At 24.7% G+C, this 23,711-nt stretch carries 24 protein-coding genes; 14 read left to right on the top strand and 10 right to left on the bottom strand.

Annotated elements, in window-relative coordinates:
- The first annotated feature begins 78 nt into the window (after positions 1 to 78).
- The 3 genes from EXC38_RS02915 to EXC38_RS02905 are packed head-to-tail and all read left to right on the top strand — an operon-like array spanning position 79 to position 3,209.
- On the top strand, positions 79 to 654 hold the full coding sequence (locus EXC38_RS02915; protein ID WP_129694752.1) for a hypothetical protein: 576 nt from the start codon (positions 79 to 81) through the stop codon (positions 652 to 654).
- Between the two features lies 1 nt (position 655).
- The gene (locus tag EXC38_RS02910; protein WP_129694751.1) at positions 656 to 2,464 is read left to right on the top strand and encodes an MAG3240 family lipoprotein; all 1,809 of its coding nucleotides are present in this window, start codon (positions 656 to 658) and stop codon (positions 2,462 to 2,464) included.
- Positions 2,457 to 3,209 carry a hypothetical protein gene (locus EXC38_RS02905; RefSeq protein ID WP_109246877.1) on the top strand — a complete coding sequence of 251 codons (753 nt, stop codon included), beginning with the start codon at positions 2,457 to 2,459 and terminating at the stop codon, positions 3,207 to 3,209. The genes EXC38_RS02910 and EXC38_RS02905 overlap by 8 nt, the downstream gene beginning before the upstream one ends.
- Before the next feature lie 16 nt (positions 3,210 to 3,225).
- Here the strand turns inward: EXC38_RS02905 and EXC38_RS02900 are convergent, their stop codons facing one another.
- From EXC38_RS02900 to EXC38_RS02885, 4 genes are all read right to left on the bottom strand, one after another.
- Complete coding sequence (locus EXC38_RS02900; protein ID WP_129694750.1) at positions 3,226 to 3,600, bottom strand: hypothetical protein; 375 nt, start codon at positions 3,598 to 3,600, stop codon at positions 3,226 to 3,228.
- A gap of 211 nt (positions 3,601 to 3,811) precedes the next feature.
- Entirely contained in the window at positions 3,812 to 4,192 is a 381-nt protein-coding gene (locus EXC38_RS02895) for a hypothetical protein (RefSeq protein ID WP_109246875.1), read from the bottom strand.
- On the bottom strand, positions 4,183 to 5,574 hold the full coding sequence (gltX, locus tag EXC38_RS02890; RefSeq protein ID WP_129694749.1) for a glutamate--tRNA ligase: 1,392 nt from the start codon (positions 5,572 to 5,574) through the stop codon (positions 4,183 to 4,185). Before gltX ends, EXC38_RS02895 begins: the two co-directional genes overlap by 10 nt.
- A gap of 2 nt (positions 5,575 to 5,576) precedes the next feature.
- The gene (locus EXC38_RS02885) at positions 5,577 to 6,254 is read right to left on the bottom strand and encodes a hypothetical protein (RefSeq protein ID WP_129694748.1); all 678 of its coding nucleotides are present in this window, start codon (positions 6,252 to 6,254) and stop codon (positions 5,577 to 5,579) included.
- Positions 6,255 to 6,368: 114 nt separating this feature from the next.
- Between EXC38_RS02885 and EXC38_RS02880 the strand changes: the two genes are divergently transcribed.
- From EXC38_RS02880 to EXC38_RS02830, 11 genes are all read left to right on the top strand, one after another.
- Positions 6,369 to 8,387: an Mbov_0121 family peptidase domain-containing ABC transporter gene (locus tag EXC38_RS02880; protein ID WP_129694747.1), complete on the top strand. Its 2,019-nt coding sequence runs from the start codon at positions 6,369 to 6,371 to the stop codon at positions 8,385 to 8,387.
- 44 nt (positions 8,388 to 8,431) lie between these two features.
- Positions 8,432 to 8,884, top strand: a complete 453-nt coding sequence (gene ybeY, locus EXC38_RS02875; protein ID WP_129694746.1) for an rRNA maturation RNase YbeY — start codon at positions 8,432 to 8,434, stop codon at positions 8,882 to 8,884.
- Positions 8,885 to 8,908: 24 nt separating this feature from the next.
- Positions 8,909 to 9,796 carry a GTPase Era gene (gene era, locus EXC38_RS02870; RefSeq protein ID WP_129694745.1) on the top strand — a complete coding sequence of 296 codons (888 nt, stop codon included), beginning with the start codon at positions 8,909 to 8,911 and terminating at the stop codon, positions 9,794 to 9,796.
- Complete coding sequence (locus EXC38_RS02865; protein ID WP_129694744.1) at positions 9,796 to 11,439, top strand: type 2 periplasmic-binding domain-containing protein; 1,644 nt, start codon at positions 9,796 to 9,798, stop codon at positions 11,437 to 11,439. The genes era and EXC38_RS02865 overlap by 1 nt, the downstream gene beginning before the upstream one ends.
- 16 nt (positions 11,440 to 11,455) lie before the next feature.
- Positions 11,456 to 12,838 (top strand): ABC transporter ATP-binding protein, encoded by a 1,383-nt coding sequence (locus EXC38_RS02860; RefSeq protein ID WP_129694743.1) that lies wholly within the window; start codon positions 11,456 to 11,458, stop codon positions 12,836 to 12,838.
- Entirely contained in the window at positions 12,828 to 13,691 is an 864-nt protein-coding gene (locus tag EXC38_RS02855) for an ABC transporter permease (RefSeq protein ID WP_129694742.1), read from the top strand. Before EXC38_RS02860 ends, EXC38_RS02855 begins: the two co-directional genes overlap by 11 nt.
- Positions 13,684 to 14,547, top strand: coding sequence for an ABC transporter permease (locus tag EXC38_RS02850; protein WP_129694741.1), 864 nt, complete (start codon positions 13,684 to 13,686; stop codon positions 14,545 to 14,547). The genes EXC38_RS02855 and EXC38_RS02850 overlap by 8 nt, the downstream gene beginning before the upstream one ends.
- 1 nt (position 14,548) lies before the next feature.
- A complete protein-coding gene (locus tag EXC38_RS02845) occupies positions 14,549 to 16,315 on the top strand; it encodes a hypothetical protein (protein WP_129694740.1) in 1,767 nt (588 codons plus the stop codon).
- A 138-nt stretch (positions 16,316 to 16,453) separates the two neighbouring features.
- Positions 16,454 to 17,797, top strand: coding sequence for an asparagine--tRNA ligase (gene asnS, locus EXC38_RS02840; RefSeq protein WP_129694739.1), 1,344 nt, complete (start codon positions 16,454 to 16,456; stop codon positions 17,795 to 17,797).
- Positions 17,798 to 17,803: 6 nt separating this feature from the next.
- A complete protein-coding gene (locus tag EXC38_RS02835) occupies positions 17,804 to 18,808 on the top strand; it encodes a glycosyltransferase family A protein (RefSeq protein ID WP_129694738.1) in 1,005 nt (334 codons plus the stop codon).
- Positions 18,802 to 19,461 carry an RDD family protein gene (locus EXC38_RS02830; RefSeq protein ID WP_004416532.1) on the top strand — a complete coding sequence of 220 codons (660 nt, stop codon included), beginning with the start codon at positions 18,802 to 18,804 and terminating at the stop codon, positions 19,459 to 19,461. Before EXC38_RS02835 ends, EXC38_RS02830 begins: the two co-directional genes overlap by 7 nt.
- A gap of 22 nt (positions 19,462 to 19,483) precedes the next feature.
- Here EXC38_RS02830 and EXC38_RS03675 read toward each other — a convergent pair whose 3' ends face one another.
- The 6 genes from EXC38_RS03675 to EXC38_RS03540 form a co-directional block, all read right to left on the bottom strand.
- On the bottom strand, positions 19,484 to 20,263 hold the full coding sequence (locus EXC38_RS03675) for an MAG0920 family protein (RefSeq protein WP_413816552.1): 780 nt from the start codon (positions 20,261 to 20,263) through the stop codon (positions 19,484 to 19,486).
- Positions 20,244 to 20,990, bottom strand: coding sequence for an MAG0920 family protein (locus tag EXC38_RS02820; protein WP_129694736.1), 747 nt, complete (start codon positions 20,988 to 20,990; stop codon positions 20,244 to 20,246). The genes EXC38_RS03675 and EXC38_RS02820 overlap by 20 nt, the downstream gene beginning before the upstream one ends.
- Before the next feature lie 4 nt (positions 20,991 to 20,994).
- A complete protein-coding gene (locus tag EXC38_RS02815) occupies positions 20,995 to 21,411 on the bottom strand; it encodes a hypothetical protein (protein ID WP_197723428.1) in 417 nt (138 codons plus the stop codon).
- Positions 21,412 to 21,649: 238 nt separating this feature from the next.
- Positions 21,650 to 22,099 (bottom strand): hypothetical protein, encoded by a 450-nt coding sequence (locus tag EXC38_RS02810; protein WP_220096543.1) that lies wholly within the window; start codon positions 22,097 to 22,099, stop codon positions 21,650 to 21,652.
- A gap of 292 nt (positions 22,100 to 22,391) precedes the next feature.
- The gene (locus tag EXC38_RS03545) at positions 22,392 to 23,189 is read right to left on the bottom strand and encodes a hypothetical protein (RefSeq protein ID WP_223213800.1); all 798 of its coding nucleotides are present in this window, start codon (positions 23,187 to 23,189) and stop codon (positions 22,392 to 22,394) included.
- 212 nt (positions 23,190 to 23,401) lie between these two features.
- A complete protein-coding gene (locus EXC38_RS03540) occupies positions 23,402 to 23,707 on the bottom strand; it encodes a hypothetical protein (protein ID WP_223213799.1) in 306 nt (101 codons plus the stop codon).
- Positions 23,708 to 23,711: the final 4 nt, after the last annotated feature.

The raw sequence follows: 23,711 nt of genomic DNA, 5'->3' as shown, positions 1-23,711 counted from the left end.
CTTTTTTTAAAATTTATCGTTAACAATAATGTAAAAATAATTATAATTTGTTTATATAACAATGAAAAGTGGGGACAAATGAAAAACATCAACAAAAAAAGAAGAATTAACAAATTTTTGTTTTCATTAATGCCTTTAGCAGCCGGCACTATTTTGTTAAGTGCTAGTTGTCAACAACAAAAATCCACTAATGAAAAAACAAAAGTGGACCAATTTATTGACCCATCAGTTAATCGTGACAATTCATTAATAGGCGAAGAATTAGCAAGAAGAGTTTCTGAAGTTCTTCAAAATGTTTCTTTTACGTTTACAGATTTTGCAAAAAATGAATACAATCAGAAATCTAATGATATTGAAAAAGATAACTATATTCGTGACTTATGAGAAAAAATGACTGAGTGATTTAGTGAACATGAAGGAATAGATAACCGTTACAATTTTCTTCCAGAAGATTTAAAAAATGAAGAGTTTAATAAATATCTTAATGTATATATTCCTAACTTGGAATATTTTGCTGGTAATCATGAAGTGCATTGTTATTTTGCCTATGATAGCGAAACAAGAAATATTTATTACTATTTCAAGATTAAATGTTTAGATGGTAAACAAACTGAAGGGTCTGGTACAGTTTATCTAGCTTTACCAAATAAATAATATGAAAAAAAATAAATTACTATTTTTAGGCACGGTTGGAAGTTTTGCTCTTCCAATTATTTCTATTTCTTGTCAAAATGAAAAGACTTTAAAAATCGATGACTCTAAAATAAATACTAAATATTTATCTAAACTTAATTTACAACAACTTGCTACTTTGCATAATTTTGAACCTATTTTTTTAAATCCAGAAAATAATAAAGAACAAAGGTATTTAGGTAAAATAACTGATATAACAGCAGATAATGAATTAGTTTTTGAATCATCCTTAAAATACAAAACTGATTTAAAGCTTCAACCTTCTTGAAAACAAGTTGAAACAAAATATGATAATTATAAAATTGAAAAAAATAAACAATCAAATAATAATGTCTTAAATGATTTGTTTAAAGAATATGACTTTGAAAATATAAAAAGTGCTGGTGGATATTCAAATCAATGATTTTACTTTTTAGCTCAAAATAATAAAACGACTGATTATTATCGTGTTTTAGACCCTTATTTCTTTGATTTTCAAACTATCATTTTTCGTTTAGTTCACGACATCAAAACAAATAATGGTTTAATGAATGTTAATTCACTTCTAAATAAAAATGGGCTTGCATATATAACGAGAAATATATTTAATAATAATTTTATTCAAGCTAATTCTTGACTAAATAATGAAAGTAAAAAATTTAGAGAAAGTTTTTTAAACTTTTTAGTTTTATACTTAAATAAATTTGATTTAAAAATTAAAGATATTATCGTTGATTGAAGTAAGTCTAAAACTCAAGACAATGATTTTTCAAACCAAAGTTTTATTAGTTTTAAAATAAAAGATATTATTAGTTTTGACAATAAGAGTATTGTAAATGATGAAATAAAAGAAAAAACTTTTTACATAAATGGTTTTAGAAACTATGCCACTGAAGATAAGTTTGGCGTTGGTGAAAGTGGTTTAGATGAAAAGTTGCCACTATTTAATGATTATGTTCAAAACCCTTACTTAAAAATTAAAAAAGATAAAAATTTAGATATTGGTTTTGATATTAATTCATTCATTAAAGGATACAATAGCATTGACTATTGGAATTCACGTGGTCTAGTGTATCTATTTTCAAAATTTAAAAATAGACTAGAATTAGAAGTGCCACATTTTTACAAAGAAGTTGATGAAAAATATCAAGTAATTGATGTTCAATTTACCGATTACTATCAAACTAGTCAAATTATTAAATTAATTATTAGAGTTCATAATAAAAATGGAAAAACCAAAGATTATGTTTTATTAAGTTCAAACTTCGATGATCATGGTCACTTTTTAAAAGCCTTGGCAATACAATTAAAACCCGTTGAAAGTCTTGAAAGTGTTGATTACGCAATTTATCGAAAAGATTCGCCATTAAACTTTGCAAAAATAACTTTAAATGATTTTTCTAATACAAACTTATTTAGCTCATTAATTCAAAAAGCTATAGATAAAACCAAAACTTATATTAAAAGCAATGAAATTAGTGAAGAATATAAAGCTGCATTACTAGATATTTTCAGCGCTCACTTAAATAACTATCTTTTAGCATATGCCCTAGAAACGCAAGAATCAAATTTAAATTCTGGCATTAAAAAAATTGAATTAAATAGTTATGTTCCAAATGGTAATAGTGCTGAGTTTAATTTTGGTTTTTATAAATTTATTTCACCAAATGATTTTAACTTTATTAATGATGAAGAAAAACCTTATTTTGAATTAAAAATTAATATTGATAATTTATTTTCTAACAAAGAATCTTCATTTCAAATATTATCAAAGGGGGTAAAAAATGAATAAGTTAAAACTACTTCCTTCGATTTTAGTTCCTGCTATTCCCTTAACAGTAATTTCTTGTCAGAATCATTCTAACAATCAAAATATAATTCAAGAAAAAGAAACAATTTTTAATAACAAAATAGTAAAAGAAGCTCTTAGTCTTAAAAAAATGTTAAGAGGGTTTAATTACGCTTATTATATTTTGCATGAAAATTATAATTTTATTAGAATAGCAATTAAAGACCTTATTGAAGAACAAAGTTTACAAGAGAATAAGACAAATTTAACTAATTATTATCAAAGTTTTTGAAATAGTAAGGCCTCGCAAGATTTAAATGATTTTGCTAAATTGATTTTAGAATTTAATAATTTATTTAAGGCAACTATTGACGCTTTATCAAATTTAAACTTTTATTTAGAACAGTTTAAATTTGATAACAAAAACATCATTAACATGACAAATGAGGAATTTTTATTAAAATTAGATCAAGATTTTAAAACATATATTTTTAAAGAAAATTTAACTTTAGATTTAAATAAAATAAAAAGAGCTCCAATTAAAAATTTAATGAACGCATTAAAATCAAAACTAAATCAAATATCTGAAAGTATTGATCAAAACTCTCTTACTCAATTTAAAAATGAATACCAAAAAGCCAAAGTTTTTATTTATGATAATATTAATCATATAAATTTAGATAAATATATTAATGAAATTATTGAAACGTTAAAAAATAATAATAAAAAAGATTTCTTTAGTTTTTAGCTAGAGAAATCTTTTTTTAATCAAGTTCAATTGGTATTCGTACATTAACTCTTTCATTAACATTAAGATCAAAACAAATAACATCATAAAATAACACTACTTGTTTTGTAACATTATCGCCTTTAAAACGAATATCTATTCGGTGAGATTTACTTACCTTGTTTATATCTGGTTTGTTAAAAAAGAAATACTTTTTAAACTCAGGGTCATTTGCTATTTTATCCCCATCATCATAATGATTAGTATTATATTTTGAATTTAACTTATCAATTAATTGAATAAAGAAGTTAAGAGAAGATTCGCCTTCACTAACAAATTTTTCTTTTCCTTCTTCTGATAATTGAAATACAAAGTCATTATGAATGGTTGATAATTGTGAATCACTTAGCAATTGTGGTTTGGGGTTTTGAGTTTATTCCTTATCATTGCAAGAAACAAAAAGAGGTGCTAATAACACCGGTGTTGAAATTAAACTATATAAGAAAGTTTTATTCGATAAGCTTTTCTTGTTTTTTCTTTTCATAAACAATATTTTAATTTAGATAAGCAATTTTTTGGTTTATTTTTTTAGAAAATAAAAAATCCCAAAGTTTTTTTGGGATTTAATCATTCTTAAATAATAATTTTGCAGTGTTTCTAACAATAATATTTTTATCTTGCAATAAATCATATGTGAAAGAAATTTCATCTTTATTAATAATAACTTTTATTAAATATGTATCAAGTGAAATAAAATCGGTTTCTGATATTTTTAATTTATTTTCAATGAACTCATTTTTTTTCATATGCAGAAACTGGTTTGCATAAGTTATTTTAACTTCATCACTACAAATATCAATAATACAATTCATTACTTTTTCATCTGTAAATTCAATATGTGTAAATTTATCATTATTTGTTTCTAAAAAATCAATATATTCTGTTTCAACCACTTTGTCTTCTTGATTGGCTAAAGTTGTTGTTAAAACATATTTTAATTTCATTTTGTTAGTCTTTCAAATACAATTTTTTCTCCAAATAAATAAATTGCTTTAGCTAGTTCTGGACCGTGCTCTTCATATGTTGTAGCAATTCTAATTGGCATAAATAAATCTTTACCTTTAACACCTAATTCTTTTTTAGTTAATTCAATGGCATTTTGAATGTTTTCAATTGTAAAAGGGTTGTTTTTTAACAATTTCTCAAATGTTTTAACTACTTCTAAATTAGAAATTAATAAATCTGTGTGGTTTTTAGGATTAGTGTATATTTCTAGATTTTGTTTAATTTCACTAATCGTAGCTGCTGATTGTTTATAAGTCTCAACAAATAAATTGTTTCATTCTTCTGAAAAAGGTGAGTTAATCTTTTGAATAATTTCATAATTATCAACTTTTTTCATATATTGTTTTGAGAATCATTCCATTTTTACAATATCAAATTTTGATGGTGATTTTGATAATCTTTCTGGATCAAATTTCTCAATCAATTCTTCATGGCTCATAATTTCTTGACTATCTTTTGAAGTTCAACCTAATAAAGATAAAAAGTTAAAAATTGCGTGTGGATGGTAACCCTCATTTTTATAATCTTCAATAAATTGTTTTAAGGTTTTATCTCTTTTTGAAAGTTTCTTACCTTCCATATTGGTAATAATTGTTAAATGACCAAAGGCAGGAGGTGTTCAATTTAAAGCTTCATATATTGCTAGTTGCTTTGGAGTATTAGTAATATGTTCCTCGCCTCTTAAAACATGAGTAATTTCCATTTGGTGATCATCAACTACAACAGCAAAGTTATAAGTTGGGTATCCATCACTTTTTACAATAACAAAGTCTCCAATATCATCGCTATTAACTTCAATTCTTCCTCTAACTAAATCTTCTCAACCATATATTGTATTTTTCTTTAGTTTTAATCTGATTGAATATTCTTTGTTTTGATCTCTTCTTTGTTTTTCTTCTTCGCTAATTTTCAATCAATTTGGATCATATCTAAATGATGCCACTTTTGCTTCTTCTTGTTCTTTATGTTGTAATTCTAACTCTTCTGAATTATCATAAGCCTTATAAGCAAAACCTTTGCTAATTAATTTATCTGCTATTTCTTGGTAAACCTTTAATTTTTCTGATTGACGATAATTGCCATACTTTTTATTTGGTTTAAGTGGGCTTTCATCAGGAATAATTCCTAATCAAGCTAAATTATTTAGTTGGCTTTCTTCACCACCAACAACATTTCTAGCCACATCGGTATCTTCAAGTCTAAAGATAAAAGTTCCATTAAAATGTTTAGCAAATAAATAATTAAATAATGCTGTTCTAGCTCCACCAATATGTAAATAGCCAGTTGGGCTTGGAGCGTATCTTGTTCTTATTGTCTTCATAATTATTCCTTATCAAAAATTAAAACTAGTGGTTCGATAACATCTTGTCAAAAACCTTTTAAACTATTTGAAATATTTCGCACAAATGGTCATGGCGCTTCTTCAATTGAAGGTCCTGCATAAGGAAATCTTGATCTTGAAGGAGAGATAATATCATTTTCAAAGTTAGGAGCGGCTTCTGCTGTTTTCTTAATTCAATAAAGCATTACAAAAACTGCTTTTGGATTATATTGGTATTGTGAATATTTAGCTCTCCTTGCTACACCCGGCAAGTTTGTAACTAACTCGTCATATCTAAAAGAAAATAAACGGTAGTCATGTGGACCGGTTAAGTTTTTAAATACTAAAAAGTCAAAGTTAGGTTTGATTTTATATATATGTTCAGAATCGTGAGCGTTATTTAATTTTCCGTCTGGTGTATAAAGTTTATATTTAGAATCATGAATGCTAATTGGATTAAAAACATTTTGAGAATTTAGTTTATAAAAAGCTTTTGCACTTCCTTTGATAATTCTTTCGCCATCATCATTTACATAAGTTAATTTTGGATCTTCTGAAATTGAAAGTTCTGGCAGTTCATGAGAACATGAAGCAGCGACTAACATTGGTGCCACTATTCCAGTCAATGCCCCAATTGAAGGTAAAAATAATATTGATTTTTTACTTTTTTTGTTTTTCATAATTATTAATTTTACTAAAAATTAAATTTTAAAACTCTATTTTATGTTTACAAAGTTTTCCCTATTTTTTCCTTATTTTAAAAAAATAATTTCAAAAACTTCAAAAATTTAATTATGCAAATAAAAATACAAGATGACATTAAGGATTGTGGACTATATGTTTTACAATCATTACATAAATTATTTTGAAGAAAATGAATAGATATAAATCAATTAAAGTATCGGGCAATTTATTCAGAAAATGGAATTAGTATTTCTAACTTAACTTCGTTAGCAAAAGATATAAATTTAGAACTTGAAGCTTACAAAATAAATTGAGAAGAATTTTTGAATTTAAAAAGTAAAACTCCTGTAATTTCAATAATAAAGATTGATAATTTTTTGCACTATATCATAATTAAGAAAATAAAAAATGGTTTAGTAGAAATATTGGATTCTGTAAATGGAAAAAGAAGAATAGAACTTCAAAACTTTCAAAAGCTTTTTAGCGGTTTAATTTTAATTGTTAATAAATCTTCAACTAAAAATAAGATAGAAATGTATTTTAAGAATTCTTTTCTTAGACCAGAAATTAGCTTTAAACTTTTATTTGCAACTGTCTATTTAAGTGTACTTCTTGTTTTATTTAATTATTTTCTTTCTTTTGTAAGTAAGTACATTTTTTCTTACATTCAAGAACAAAACAAAGTCTTTGCACTTAAAAATATTTTGCTTTTTGTTTGAGTTTCCTTTCTTTCAATACTTGTGTCATTTATAATAACCTTAATTCAAAACTTAATTAAAAACAAAATATCAAAAACAATTAAACTAAATTACGTGGACAAAGTAAAAAGAGCTAGTTATAATCAAATAAATAAAATTAATAAAAATGAAATTATTCTACGGTATCTTGCAATAGATTCAATAGCTTATTACTATTCATCTATAACGACTTTTTTACCGACAATAATAATGTCTTTGTTTTTGTTTTTTCCTTTATTACTATTTGTACAAGTGAAATTTTTAATTTTAATTATACTTTTAAATATACTAAAAATAGTTATCGGTTTTTTCATTAATTTTAAAATTTACAATTTATCAAAACAAAACACAATAAAAACAGTTGAAGAAATTAATGAACTTAGTTTTCTAATTAATCGAGATAATTCGTATTACAACTTAATCTGAAATAATGTTGAGAAATTTAATTATTTAGAGAATATACAAACAATTCAAATAAATGATAATAAGCTTAATAAATTAAATAGTTTAAAAAATTTAATTTTTGGTTTTTTAAATTTAATTTCTAACTTAATAATTTATATTATCTTTGTTATAAATAATTCAAATAATATTTCTGAACTTTTATTTATATTACAAATACAAACAATAATTAATAATCCTGCTAATGATTTTCAGAACTTTTTAATTGCAAATAAAATATTTAAAATTAACTATCATAGAATTGCTTTTATTTTGGATATACCTACTCTTTCAAATCTCTCTTTATTTAATAAAAGCAAGAATCCAATTAACTCAATCTACTTAAACAATTTATCCTTTCAATATGATAAGAAACTTATCATTAATAATTTAAATTTAGCTATCAATAAAGGACTTATCATAACTGGGCAAAACGGTAGTGGTAAATCAACCTTAATAAAAATCATTTCTGGATTGATAAAAGATTACCAAGGTAGTGTTGTTTTCAATAACACAGATATCTCTGAATTTAGTCAAAATTGGTTTAATGATCATGTATTTTTTTCTGATAAGGAAAAAGATCTGCCTAATTTAAATTTATACACATATATATTTTGAAATATAAATGAAAATGAAAGAAACAAAATATTAAATAATAAGGATTTTCAGTTTATCTTAAAAATATTAAATTTAGATATTTTTTCAAATATTTTAATTAATAAAAATAAGTTGTCATTAGGACAATTACAGTTAATTAAATTATTGCCTTTATTTATAAAAAAATATCAAATTATTTTACTTGATGAGTGCTTTGATTCACTTTCTAAAAAAACATTTAAAATAGTTAAAAAAATTATCAGAGAAAAACAAAAAAATTCATTGATTATAGAAACGTCACATAACAACAGGTTTTTAAATGAAAAAGCGCAGTTTTTCAATATAAAAAAATAATAATAAATTTCCGCTTTTTTTACAGTTAATTTATAATTATTTTTATGAATAAATTAACCATTAAAAATAAGAGTCTTTTTTGCTTTAAATTTGAACAAGATTTTTTAAATATTTTAAAAGAGGCAAAAGAAGAATTTGGAAGCAAAAAAAACTTATCAGTTGACCTTCTTTTTGTTAACAAATTTAAGATGAAAAAACTAAATAACCTTTATAGAAATAAAAACTACACTACAGATATTTTAAGTTTTCCTTTAGAAGCAGCTAAGGAATTAGACTTTTTAGATTATTTAGAACTTGGACAAATTATTATTTCTCCTTGAAAGATTAAAAAACAAGCTAGGGAATTTAATCACAGTTTAAGAAGAGAATTTTGCTATATTTTTGCTCATGGGGTTGCACACCTTTTTGGTTTTGACCACCAAACTGAGGAAGAAACAAAGATTATGAATGGCCATGTTGATAATATTATGGCAAAACTAGGAATTAACAGATATTAATACTTATTTTTGAGAGGTTTATGAATGAAAAAAATTTGCTATGTAGGTTTAATTGGTAGACCAAATGTTGGAAAAAGCACATTAATTAATAATATTTTAGATTTTGATTTAGCAATAGTGTCTAACTTAGCACAAACTACTCGAGATAATATCAAAGGGATTTATAATGATAAAGAAAGTCAAATAATTTTTATTGACACCCCCGGAATTCATAAGGCTGAATTTTTATTATCAGAAAAATTGAATGAAAAAAGTTATGAAACGATACAAAGTGTTGATGTTGTTTTATTTATAACTCCGGCAAATGAAAAATTAGGAACAGGAGATAAGTTTATAATAAACAAAATAAAAGAAACAACAGATGCTGATTTAATAGCCGTAATTACTAAAGTTGATTTAGTTGAAGATAAGAATTTTTTAGATAATAAAGCTCAAGAATTAAAGACATTAGGATTTAAAACAGTTTTAGGTGTTGGGAAAGGATTTACAAATACTTATAGTGATTTAATTGAAGAAATTAAAAAATACTCATACGAATCAGAAGTTCCATACGAGGAAGATCAATTAAGCGATGTCTCTTTAAGATTTATAGCCAAAGAAATCATTAGAGAATCCGCAATAAATAATTTATATCAAGAGGTTCCTCACTCAATAGCGGTTCAAATAGATGAGTTTAAAGAAAATGATGATGAAACCTTTCCTTATACTATTTTCGCCACAATATTCGTTAAGAGTGAATCACAAAAAGGAATAGTTATTGGTCAAGGTGGAAACAAAATTAAGAGTATTTCAATGTCTGCAAGAACAAAAATGTCAAAAGTTTTCGATCATCCAGTAAATTTATTTTTAAAAGTAAAAGTAGATAATAATTGGGTAGATAAAGAAGACAGAATAAAAAAGGCAGGCTACTAATGAAAATTCGTAGAATGACTCATAGGCTCAAGCTTATTTTGCTGTCTATATTCACAAGTTTATTATTTTTATTTTTTGTAATTATTCTATTTTTAAAGTTATCAAACCCTTACAAAGTAAGTATTTATAACTATGAATCTTATTTAAATAAAAATATTATAAATAAAGTAAAAAAAGATTATTCATATCACGTTTTTACTAACCTTGATGAATTTACAAGAGCAATTAAAAATAAGAAAGCTGTTGCTGGGGTTAGTTCTGATTATCAAATAGCACAATTAATTTTAGAAAATAAATTGAAAAAAATAAATTTTCAAAAAGCTTTTAACATTACATATAATGACAATAATAAAAAAGAAATTATTACGAATTTATATACAAAAGAAGTTAAAAGACAGTTTGATTTTTACGATAATTGAATAATTGAAGAGATAAAAAAAATAAATCCAGAAAACACAATTTATGAGAATAAATTTAAACCTTATATTTATTATAATGATAAAAAAGAAATACTAGGCTTTGAAGTGGATGGAGAGAATGGGATTGATAGTTTTTATGAGTTTTTAATACCCTATTTTACACTTGATAAAATGATAGTTTACAATACTGAAAACTTTGAAATTTTCAAGAATAAAAGAAATAATGTTGTTTCAAGTGCTAATTTTGATGAAATCAAGAATGGAATGGAATGATATAACATTATCAAATCGCTTGTTCAAAAATATAAAAATCCGAGAATTTATTGAACTAATTGATTCTTAGACAACGCAATGATTGGACAATTTTATAAATACTATTTAAATGACAATACTCAAAGAGATTTAAATGGAAATTGAAAACTTTTAGATAAAACAAATTATGAAGATATATTTGATCATTTTAATAAATTTGTTTTAGATGCAACGGGTGCCTCAATTAAAGACATAAACAGAAATAAATTAGTTACTGATGGCCAAGAATTAGTGTCAAGTATTATTGAACCAATTAATGGAAAAGCAGATATTGCAATTATGTATAATGGAGATGCATTGGATGCTTATTATGGCAAAGATAATTTTGCCTCACTTGAAGAAAGTAATAATATTTCATTTGTAAGACCTAAATATAGTTACACAAATATTGATGCATGAATAATTTCTAAAGATACTAATGATTTTGAGTCTGATAAATTACTTTCCCGGTTGAATAAATATATTTTCTCTGATGTTATAAAAAATGAAAATGATTTAAATAGAGAATATATTCAAAATGTTTACCAAGAAATAAAAGAAAATTCAGGCCTTGATCAAAATACTATTAAACACAATTTGTTTAGAAACGAAAATGAAACTAAAAGTTTAGACGAAATTGATGCTAATTTTTATAAAGAAAACTATGACTTTTTTAAAAACGCTTTTGCTTACGAAAATTTACCTAACATTAATAACTTTGACGTAATTAATTACACCCCAAGTTATAAAAATATTAAAAACTTTTTAAAAGATTGATACTTTTTAGACAAAAATAAAAACCCCGACTTAAAAGCAATATCAATCTTTGACTTAGAAACGGCGTCTAATGTAGAATTTAGACCCTATCAACCACTTGATTTAGAATTAAAAACTAAAATGATTGATTATTACTACCAAAAGACTAAATCGTAATAAAGAAAGGAAATATATGGAAAAAAAGAAAATTAAAAAAGAATCTTCTTCAATTATTGAGCTTGTTGATGTTGTTAAAGAATTTGAAGACAAAACTGTTCTAGATAACGTTAACCTTAATATTGAAAAAGGTGAATTTATTACCCTTTTAGGACCCTCTGGTTCTGGTAAGACTACCATTTTAAGAATTATTGGTGGCTTTGAATGAGTTACTCGTGGTGAAGTTAAACTTTATGGTAAAGATATTAAAGATTTATCGCCTCACAAAAGAGATGTTTCTACAATTTTTCAAGATTATGCTCTATTCCCACATTTAAATGTTGAAAACAATATTAAATATGGTTTAAGATTAAAACGTATTTGAAAAGAAAATGTACCTAAATCATTCGAAAGTAAATTAACAGTTCAAAAAAGAAAATGAAAAAAATATGCTGAGCAAAAAATGAAAAACTTAGACAAAGAATTTGAACTTTACGAAAAAGAATTAAACACAAACAATTCTCTTTCACAAAGAAAAAGAAATAAATATCAGCAATGAATCGATGATATGGATTTCAAATATTCATATTGAGAAAATTATGTTGATTTAAAAACTGAAGCATACGAAAAAAGATATTTAACAAGAAAAATTACAAATGAAGAAATGGATAAAGAAGTTAAACAAATGATGGAGCTTGTTGGTTTAACAGGAAATGAGAAAAAGAATGTTAACTTCTTATCTGGCGGTATGAAGCAAAGGGTTGCCTTAGCTAGATCTTTAGTTATTGAACCAGAGATTCTTTTATTAGATGAACCTTTAAGTGCTCTTGATGCTAAAATTCGTGAAAAAATGCAAAGTTTATTGAGAGATATTCAACAAAAATTGAAATTAACATTTATTTTTGTTACTCACGACCGTAACGAGGCTTTACAATTAAGCGATAGAATTGCTGTTATTCGCGATGGTAAGGTGGAACAATTTACAACACCCAAAGAACTATATGACTACCCTGTAAATAAATGAGTAGCAAACTTTATTGGTGATTCAAACTTTTTTGATGCAACATTTGTAAGGGCTAATAAAGTCAAATTTATGTCAAAAACTTTCGACACAATTCATGAAGAATTTGAACCTGGTGAAAAATTAGACGCTTTAATTAGACCGGAAGATATATTAATTACTAGGGTAAAATCTAAGGCAAAACTTATTGGAGAAATTGTAAAATCAACATACGGTGGAAGCTACTACAATTATGAGATTGATTGCAAGGGCAAAATTATCCATGTCGAAACATCATCAAAACACGCTGTTGGAAAAGAAGTATTTTTAGACTGAGACATTGATTCAATTCATTTAATGAAAAAAGACAAAAAACTTGAAGCACTAGAAAAAGAATTGGAACAAACAAATGAAATTTAAAGATTTAAAAAAGAAAAAAGCAAAACATTTTTCTTCGCCAATGTCTAAACTACAATTATCTTTTTTAATCCCTTATATTATTTTTGCTATTTTATTTATTATTTTACCTATGGTTTTTGTATGCATTTATGCATTCAAACCTTTAGAAGGACAAACAAAATTAGAAAACTGAGAAATCGCCATAAAACCTTCAACATGAATAATTATTGGGAGATCTTTACTAACCGGTATTTTAGCCGCTTTTGTAGCCTTAATTATAGGCTTTCCTTATGCTTATATTGTCTCAAGATCAAAATATAAAATAATTAAAATTTTAGGTTTAACTTTAATTTTAAGTCCTTTAGCTATATTTACTATTTCAAAAGCTTTAGCTGTTAGAGGTTTATTTTCAGCAATTTTTGATGAAAATCAACTTAACAATAACTTCTTTATTATTTTTGGAATGATTTATTTATATTTACCGTTTATGGTTTTACCCTTATACCAAGTTTTAAAAGATATGCCAAACAATATCTTAGAAGCTTCTGAAGATTTAGGATACTCAAAATTTCAAACCGTATTTAAGGTTATTATTCCTTATTCAGCTAAGGCAATATTAAGTGGTTTTGGTATTGTTTTAATGATGTCAGCAACATCAATTATTATTTCAGACAAATTATTACCAAATGGTAGCCAAAAGCAGTTAATTGGTAACTTAATTAATCAATTTGCAAATACAGCTAATCCATTTGACTTAGCAAACGCTTCAACTTTGGTTATTATTACTTTATCTGTATTATTATCAATTTATGCAGTTATTTATGGAATTCCATACTTAATTAGAAAAAGAAGACAAGGAGGAAACTATGAGTAAGATTAAAAACTTTTTAAAATATTCTTATGTTTTTATTATTTTAGGTTTTTTATATGTTCCTATTATTTTCGGAACAATTTACAGTTTTAACTCCCCATCTAACAAAGGCATCTTTTCTGTAACAACATGAAATAGAACATCTTTTGAAGCATATAGTGAACTATTTTCAAAATCACATACCCTAGCTTTTGTTAACTCATTTCTTTTAGGTATTGCAACTTCAGTTTTAGTTATAACAATTTCTTTACTGACTGTTTTTGCACTTTGAAGAAACAAAAATAAAGGTGCAAGATCATATGTGCAAACAACATCTAATGTCCCAATGATTAACCCTGATGTTATTACAGGCTTAACTTTAGCTATTGTTTTAAACTTCTTGTTTTTTGGAACTTTAAAAGCAACTAGCGAAGGTTTTGTTAGATCAATCATTGGCCACACAGTTATGTGTTTACCATATGGAATCTTAATAATGCTTCCTAAAAGTGATAAGTTTTCAAAGAATATTTTTGAAGCAAGTCAAGATTTAGGATATTCTAAATTTAAAACATGATTTAAAACATATTTTGTTTACATGTTAGGTTCAATTGGCTTTACTTTTGTGATGACAATGACTCTTTCGTTTGATGACTTTATTATCACAAGAATAGTTTCTAATACCGAAACATTAGGAACACAGTTGTATGAGGGTCAATTTCAGGCTTGATCCTTAGCAATTGGAGCAATATCATTATTAGTGGTTATTTTTGGAAATACCTTATATATAGTATTTAAAGGCACTCAGAACTCAAAAGCAAAAAAAGCGATTTTATTATCAAAAAAACAAGCACAAAAAGACTTCTATAAGGAGGCTTTATAAATTGCAAAAAAAGATTTTTAAGATTTTACTTTTTTATTTATCGCTTTTTATAATATTTAGTTTATTTTTAGGCGGACTAATATTTAAATTAACGAATCATTATCGCCCAAGCGTTTATAATTACGAATCATATTTACATCCTAAGATTGTAAATAATCTTAAAAAGAATTACAATTACAAAGAATTTAAAGAAATTAATGAATTTACCCAAGCCTTAACACAAGACAAAGCAATCGCTGGTGTTGGAAGTGATTTTCAAACAGCACAACTTATATTAGATAAAAAAATCAAAAAAATAAATTTTGAAAGAATTTTTGGATCAGGAACTAACAAGTGAGATATCCGAAAAACCTTTTTTACAAAAAATGTTCAAAACCATTTAGAAAACTTTAACAAGCTTATTTATAATAAACTAAGTTTAATGACTGATGACGAATTAAATAAAATAGGTTTTGAGATTAATAAAGATAATCAAAAGTGAAGATCTTTTGAAACTAAGAAGGAAAACTCAAACAATTGAGATCATTTTTCAGATTTTATTATTCCTTATTATATTCAAGACAAAGGTGTTGCTTACAATATAAATAAAAACTCAAGACCTAATCTCGAAATAGAAAAAGCTTCAAATATCCTAGAAAACATTAAAAACCCTATCAATTGAAACGAAATTTTTTCAATCCTAAAAGATAGTAAATATCAAAGAGTTGCATGAACTAATGCTTTCATTGATAATCTAATGATAGGAGCTCTTAATTACAAAGCAAACAATCCTGATGAATGAAAAACTCTTTTTACTCATAACGGAGAAGGAAAATTATTTAACTTTAATGATTTTAATTACAAAATTGCAATAGACTCATTTATTAAGTTTGTCGAAGATTCATCTGGTTTTTCAATTAAAAACACCGGATATAACTATTTGAGCGGTGATGGTCTAGAATTGTTAAACCATTTAATTGAGCCTAAAGAAGGAAGATCAGATTCGGCTGTTATTTATAATGGCGATGCTTTAGATGCTTATTACTCGAAGGATAACTTTGCAAGCGTAGAAGATGGATTAATTCGTTTTATAAGACCAAAATATAATTATTTATTAATGGATGGATGAGTTATTTCACACAAACTTAGCGAAGAAGATACTAATAACTTTTTGGATATTTTAAAAAAGAATGTTTATCATAATAATTTTCTTTTAAAAGACAATATAAAAAATAGTTCTGATTCAAATCTTTTAGATAGTCTTCTTTTGAAAAAAGTTAGAGATTTAGTAGATGATAAAATAAGAGAAAGCGCATTTAAAACTTTAAAACAAATTTTTGATGAAGAAAAAGATACTGTGAAAGAAGCTTTATTAGCAAGTAAAGAATTTAGTACTATTGAATCTTCACATTGAGATGACTTTGCTAACTGAGAAAAAGAATTAAATAACTTTCTAAATAATAATGAAGGCCAATATTGAAACTGATTGTTAATCGTTAGAAATAATTCTAACAATGGTTATAGTTTATTTGAAGATGCATTTACTGAAGCGTTTGGTGATGAAGAATTATCGGAAATAGCTAACTTTGATTATATTTCATATACACCTGCAGATAAATTAAGCTATAAATTTATTGAGAAATGATATTTTGGAAATGATAAAATTGCAAAAGATATTTTTGCACAACCAAGCTCAAATGAAAATTATTTCTTATTTACGTACCCAATTATTGACAACAGTTTAAGAACAAAAATTGCTTCTTATTATTTTGAAACAACAAAATCATAGAAATAGGCTATGCCTATTTTTCTTTTTATTTTAAGTTTTATTTTAAAATTTTCTTGTTAATATAATTTAAAATAAACATTCAAAAAATAATTTAAGTATAATTTTAATTATAATTAAATTTATAACTAGGAGTCAATTATGACATTAAAAAAATTATTACAAAAAGTTAAAAACATCAAAGAAAACCAAGAATTCGAAATCAAAGGTTGATTAGTTTCAAATAGAGGAAATGAAAAAATAAGATTCTTAACAATTAATGATGGAAGCACTATTTCTAATTTGCAAGTTGTAGCTAAAGGTGAGATTATTCAAAATAAAAACTTATCACAACTTTCTTTAGGAACATCAATAATCGCTAAGGGTTTAATTCACTTAACACCACAAGCACAACAACCAGTGGAATTAGCTTTGGATTCAATAACAATTTTAAATGGTGTAGATGAAGATTTCCCAATTCAAAAGAAAGAAACTTCTTTAGAATTTTTAAGAGAAATTCCACACCTAAGAAACAGAACAAATCTATTCAAAAGTGTTATGTTAATTAGAAATTCACTAGCTTATGAAATTCATAAATATTTCCAAGAACATGACTTTTTATATATGGCTTCACCAATTATTACTTCTAATGATGGAGAAGGAGCGGGAGAAACGTTGTTAGTAGATGATGAATCAAAAGATTTCTTTTTCAAGCAAAAAGCTTTTTTAGGGGTTACCGGACAATTACACGCCGAATCATATGCGGCCGGTTTTAAACAAGTGTACACATTTGGACCAACATTTAGAGCTGAAAATTCTCATACATCAAGACACCTTGCTGAGTTTTGAATGGTTGAACCAGAAGTTGCTTTTTATGAATTGAAAGATATTATTTTATTAGCAGACGATCTACTAAAAACTGTTATTAAAAATACGATTAAAAATTATCCAGATGAAATGACTTATTTAAATTCAATCAATCCTAATTTAATTGAAACTCTAAATAAGTTTTTAGATAATAAATTGACAGTTATTGAATATAGAGATGTTGTTAAACAATTAGCCAACTATAAAGACTCATTTGAAGAAAAAAATATTTTCTTTGGAATGGATTTAGCTTCCGAACATGAAAAATTCTTGGCAGAAAAAATTGTTCAAGGACCTGTAGCTGTAATTAATTATCCTAAAGATATTAAAGCATTTTATATGCATCAAAATGATGATAAAGAAACAGTTGGGGCATTTGATTTATTAGTTCCTGGCATTGGTGAATTAATCGGTGGAAGTCAAAGGGAAGCCAGATACGAAAAATTACTTGAAAGAATGAATGATTTAAAAATATCAACCGATCCTTTACAATGATACTTAGACCTAAGACGTTTTGGCTATGCTCCATCTAGTGGTTTTGGTATTGGTTTTGAAAGACTAGTTATGTATGTAACTGGTGTTGCTAATATTAGAGATGTTATTCCTTTCCCTCGTGTAGCAGGACAAATTAAAATGTAGGTATTTATGAGTAACAAAAATTTAACTATTATTGTTCCAATATATAACCCCGCTATTCCAATTGAAGATATTTTTAATAACCTATATAAGCAAAAAAGCCAAAATTTTGACGTTGTAGTTACAATTGATCGACCTAAAGAAGAACACTTTATTGCTATTGATGAGTTGCACAATAAATTAAAAGATCGTTTGAAGGTTGTTTTTAATACAACCCACCAACATATTGATATTGTTATTAATGATGCTTTAAAAAACGTGGAAACACCTTATGTATTTATACTTTATTCATACTGTAAATTAAAAAATGAGTTTATTCAAAGAATTGATAAATTTTTAGAAAACTTTCAAGATAAACCTGATTTTGTAGAAATGCCGGGATTTAGTAAATCTATTTCACATTCTTTAATTAAATCGGAATTGCTTTCTGGTTTAGGTTTAGTAGACTTAGAAAAAAACGCGTTGCCTTTTGCTTTAGTGACTCCTTTTGTTTTTAATACTTTTGTAAAAACAGAAATAGCTAAGAAGGTCATGGAAATACCTAAAACTAGAGACTTAAATTTGGAATATTCACCTAACTTGGTTTTTCGTACGCTTTTAAATTCAAAAACTTTTGCTTACTTCTCTGATACGTGAATTGAAAATTGAAACTATAGTTTTTTAATGTTCAACCCAAAATCATTAACACGTAGTTGAAATATTATTTTTAAGGAAGTTGCATTAGACAAAGATCCTGTAAAAAAAGCTTTATCGTTTGCAAAATGTATTAACTATTGTTATTATGTTGCTGGTATTTTAGGCACATTTAAAACAAGAAAAAACAGCTTAGAGTCTAAATCACTAGATAATATTAAAAAAGCTTTAATTCAAGAAATAGAAAATTTAAAACCTGTTTGATTAGAAGAAATGAAAAATAATAATTTTTTCTTAACTTTTGATGTAAGAAAATTATTTGACCTTACTGACGGTTTTGTGAAAAAGTGAGATTTAATTTTTAAAAAATTTATATGGTAAAAAAACAGAACATAAAAGCAAATTTTTGAATAAGATTGCTTAGCACATTAATTGATTTATTTATTTTTGTAATTTTTTCTGTTGGTACTTCTTTCTTAATATTTAATTACAAAAAAGCTGATTTTCTATTAAATAATATTGTATATAAAGAAGTTGTTTATAGAATATGATTATTAGGTTTAATTATTTTTAATATTTTTGAATTTATTGTGATTCCAATAATTACAGGCGGGCAAACAGTTGGAATGCTTATCTGTAAAATTAAGATTATCGCTAATGATAATGATAGAAAATTATCAAGATTTATTTTTGATAGACAAAGATTGTTTTCGTTTTTATGGGTTTTTGTCTTTTTAAGTTTTATGCTAATGTCTACTGATGCTTTTTTAAAGGCAGCAAGAGGACAAAAGATGAATACTGTAGAAAAACTTGTCGTAAGTTTACCAACAGTTTTGGCAACAATAGCAATCAATTTACAAATTTTTATGATTTTAACAGGCGTTGTAGCTACAAGATTAAATTGAAATGACAAATTTTCTCGAACAAAAACTGTTTGAAAAAACAAATTTGAAGAAGTGTTTGAAGATGAGGATTATAAATTAAAAATTTATCCCAAAAAAAGAGAATTACCAAAAATAGAAATATTAAATTAACGTAACAAAAAGACAGGTTTTTTTATTCGCCTGTCTTTTTGTTGTGACTAAATATTTGATCTCTGTTTTGATAAATGTAAGAATAATCTTCAATCTTAAAAATTGTGTTATCTATAGCAACATCTTCATAATTGAATATTAAAAAATAATAAAATTCCTCATCTCGCTTAGTTTCATTATATTTATAAAAGCGGTTTTTTCAATTTTTGTTTTTAATCTTGTATTGTTTACTAAAAGAAGGTCAAACGTTAGTAATATAAGTCATATTTAAGTCATTTGAGAACTTGAATGTGTTAAAAATCTCTTTTGATTCTATATTTTCGATATTTTCAAATAAAACTCCATTTAATCTTTTGTTTTCAATTTTTCAATTTTTAAACTCTCTCTTTATTATACATAGCTGAATTATTAATGTTAAAGAAAAAATGAAAATAAAAAATGATAACGCCATAGTAAAAAATGGAAACAATACAACTGTATTAATTTTGGCTTTTCATTGAGGTAAATTGATCAACACATCTAATCACGGATAAAAAATAGATAAAATCGTTAGTATTGATATCGCTAAAAATATACTTAAAAAAATAAAACTAATTTTTATTTTTTGATTAATTGTTTTAAAAAAATGCTCATTTATTCTTATTTTTTTAGATAAGAAAATTTTTTTAGCATCTTTTTTTAACAATATTCTTTTTAATATAGGAGCAAAAAACAACAATAATGAAGTAAAAAAGGATGTAAATAATATTAAAGCAAAAACAAAGAATATTATTAAAAGTGTTTTAAATGTTATTATATTCATTTTCTAAGATTTCCTTTATAAGATATAAATAATTTTCTTTGCTGTAAGAAATTTTATTAATTTGAGCAGAAGTATAATCAAATAATATAAAGTATAATAATTCATTATTATCTACTACACCGTTAGTAATAAATTTTTTTCTTTTGTTTAATATTTTCATTCCGTAAAAATGCGACTCTGAATTTTTGAATATTGGAATTCTAATTTCTAAGTCTTCGTTTAAAATAACATTTTTAAAATCCTCATAATTTACTGGCTTTTCAATATTTAAATGTCTTTTTTCTATTTTTTCATTTTCTATTATTCAATCTCTTATATTTTTTTTAGTTTTGTTTATTTTTATAAGACCTTTTATTAAAAAATATAAAGGTTCAAGAATAACACCAAAAATAATTACTAATAAAATAGAATCGTAAAAATCAATTTTTTTTGAAACTGTAAAATAAAACACTAAATATGTAATTAACGTAAAAACAAAAATAAATATTAATATAAATAACCAAGAAATATAAAAAGTCTTAGATTTTTTAAAAAACTCAAAAAATTTATCAAATGTTGCTTGGGGTAATTTTATTGATTCTGCTAAAATTTGTTTTTTTGCACCTGTTTTAAAGTCACAAGTAAAAATAGTTTTCTTGTTATATTTTCAAATAAAATAAAACCCAACAACAAAATAAATCATAACTAGTGGCGAAAGTATCGCACAATAAATAATTAATAGTGTCATTCTCTTATCCTAAATTATCTCATTTTACTTTATTTGGGTATTTAACCCTTAAAAGGCCATTTATACTTAATTCAAAATTGTTTAATTTTAAAAGCTCATTTAATGTTTTTATCTCTCTGGTTTTAAGGTTTTTAAAATGTGTATTGGTACCACCAACACCACCCCGAGTATATGGCTTATCAATTATTGTTTCATTTATAACAGTTCATCTAATTGTTTCTAATCTAGAAATTGTTTTTAATAGTTCTGAAGAACCTTCTTTTATTTCATTATTAAATTTTTTAAATTCTTCTAATTCATTTATATCCTCTAATAAATTTTTTGTAGATATTAATGGGGTAATGAATGCACTGACTTTTACATTGTTTGCTAGAGGCGCAACAAAAGCCGAAAAAGAATTTATTAATTTTAAAATTTGCATAATTTTTCCTCCTTTTTTCATTATTACTTTAGTTTTTCACTATTTTACATTATATAACTTAAAATAAATGTATGTTGAATATTTTGGGTGAATAAAATTTAAAACAAAAAAATTCTTGAAGCATTTTTCTTTAGTAAAAAAAGCATTGATTGAAAACTCTTTTAAAATAAATATAGCAATAAAAATGAAAAATGATAGTATTGATGCAATAAGAAAAACTATAAATAAAAATCTAAAATTATTTAAATTCATTATTCAAAATTTCCTTTAAAAAATATAAATATATTTCTTTTTTGTATCTAACATTATTTATAATAATTTCATCGTAATTTAACAATAAAAAATAAATTAATCTATTTTTATCTAATTCACCATTTATTCAAAGCTGGTTTCTTAGATTTTTAATTTTTTTTGAATAAAAATACTTTTGTGTGTGTTTAAAAATAGGGATTTTTATCTCTAAATACTCATTTAATATTAAATATTTAAAATCTTCAAAATTTTCAGGCTTCTCAATTTTTAAATTGTTTCCGCTTAATAGTAAATTTTCATTTTTTCATTCTTGAACTTCTTTATCGATTATTTTTATTTTCTTTTTACTAGTTGTTGATATTAAAGGAATATCTAATAAAAAAATGAAAGAAAGGATTGTTGAAAACAAGATTTGGGAGTCAAACCTTTTAGACACAAAAATGTAAAAACATATTAAAAAAAGAAAGAAATACACTGTAAGAAAAATTACTACACCAAGAGTTATTCAAAAAAAGAGATAAAATTTTTTTATAAAACGTTCAAAATAAGTAAAAACTCCTTCTGGTAATCTTATAGAATGAATTAATATCGTTTTTTTAGATTTTATTTTAACTTTTTCGATAAAAGAAATTTCTTTATTAAAAAATAGTAAATAACAAAAGCTGATTATATGGTATAAAAATAATAAAGGTAAAAAAATTGAAATAAAAATAATTACTAAGCTCATATTATCCTAAATTATCCCATTTTACTTTGTTTGAAAACATTCTTATATATTTGCCTCTTTTAGGGTCTTTTACTCTTAGAAGACCATTCATACTTAATTCAAAATTTGTTCATTTTAATAATTCTTCAATCGTCCTTATCTCGCCAGTGGAAAGATTTTTAAAATGAGTATCTCTTCCTCCGGTACCATTTTGTGTGTAGGGTTTATTAATTGGTGTTTCATTTACCACTATTCACTTAATGTCTTTTAATCTTGAAATTGTATCAATTATTAATTTCGTTCTATCTTGAGTTTCATTTTTCATAATTTTTAATTTTGATATTTCATCTATATCATTAAAAAGGTCATTTAATGATAAGGCCACTGAAATTAATGGTGTTACTTTTTTAAAAGAATTGGGATTTAAGTCAACTTTGAAGTTGGCTGATTTAAATTTTAAACTAGGTAAAGAAAAAGAGACTAAAAAAATTTTAGAAACAATTTCTTTAATAGACATTAATGAGTAATTACTCATTATGCTTTTAATTTCTTCGAATGATTTTATAGTATCTAATACTGAGTAATAAGCAGTTCTTAAACTTGAAGAAATTAAACTTAAAACTCCAGTAGCTAAACTTAATCCCGCCTCGGCAATTGCTGTTGCTCCGAAGGTAAATGGTGCTGAAGCATAAAGCCCCGCTGATGCAATTCCTGTAAATACAGCAATTCCATTAATTATCCCGGATGCAGTAAGTAATCTTTCAGCAAGCGCTGTTTTATTTATAATTTGATCTTCTATATTATTTAAAAGAGTTTTCATACCTAAAATAGTATTTTCTACATTTTTAGAAGATTCAGCGCCATCATCATTAACCTCAAATTTATTTTTAAAATCAGTAATAATTCTTTTATAATAACTTTTTGCTTCTGTATTAATTTCTTTATTTCTTTTTTTATAGATTTAATTGATTTTAATAAAATAGAATTTAAATGTTTTTTAAAATCTGTTTTTATTTTAGTATTAGATAATATTTATTCTTCTTTATTAACATATATAATTCCTGACGTTTTTAAATTTAATAATAATTTTTGAAATATTTCATCATTATTTTCTAGAATATTTTCTAAATTTTGCTTAGCAGATTTCTTCACATCAAATTCATTTCCTAACTTTTCAAGTAAATCTTTTTCATTAATTATAAAATCTTTTACTAAACTAAAAATTTTCGTTTCGTCTTCAGAATTTTTTTCTTCTCGCTTAACAATTGCTATATTCGTATTTAAATTAAGCGGGGTAGTAGAGACTAATAAGCTATTTATTAATTTGGCGATGTTCATATTT

It is taken from the genome of Mycoplasmopsis arginini (assembly GCF_900660725.1).
Lineage (GTDB): Bacteria > Bacillota_I > Bacilli_A > Mycoplasmatales > Metamycoplasmataceae > Metamycoplasma > Metamycoplasma arginini.
The sequence above is the reverse complement of the archived record's forward strand: the minus strand, read 5'-3'. Positions and strand labels throughout refer to the sequence as shown.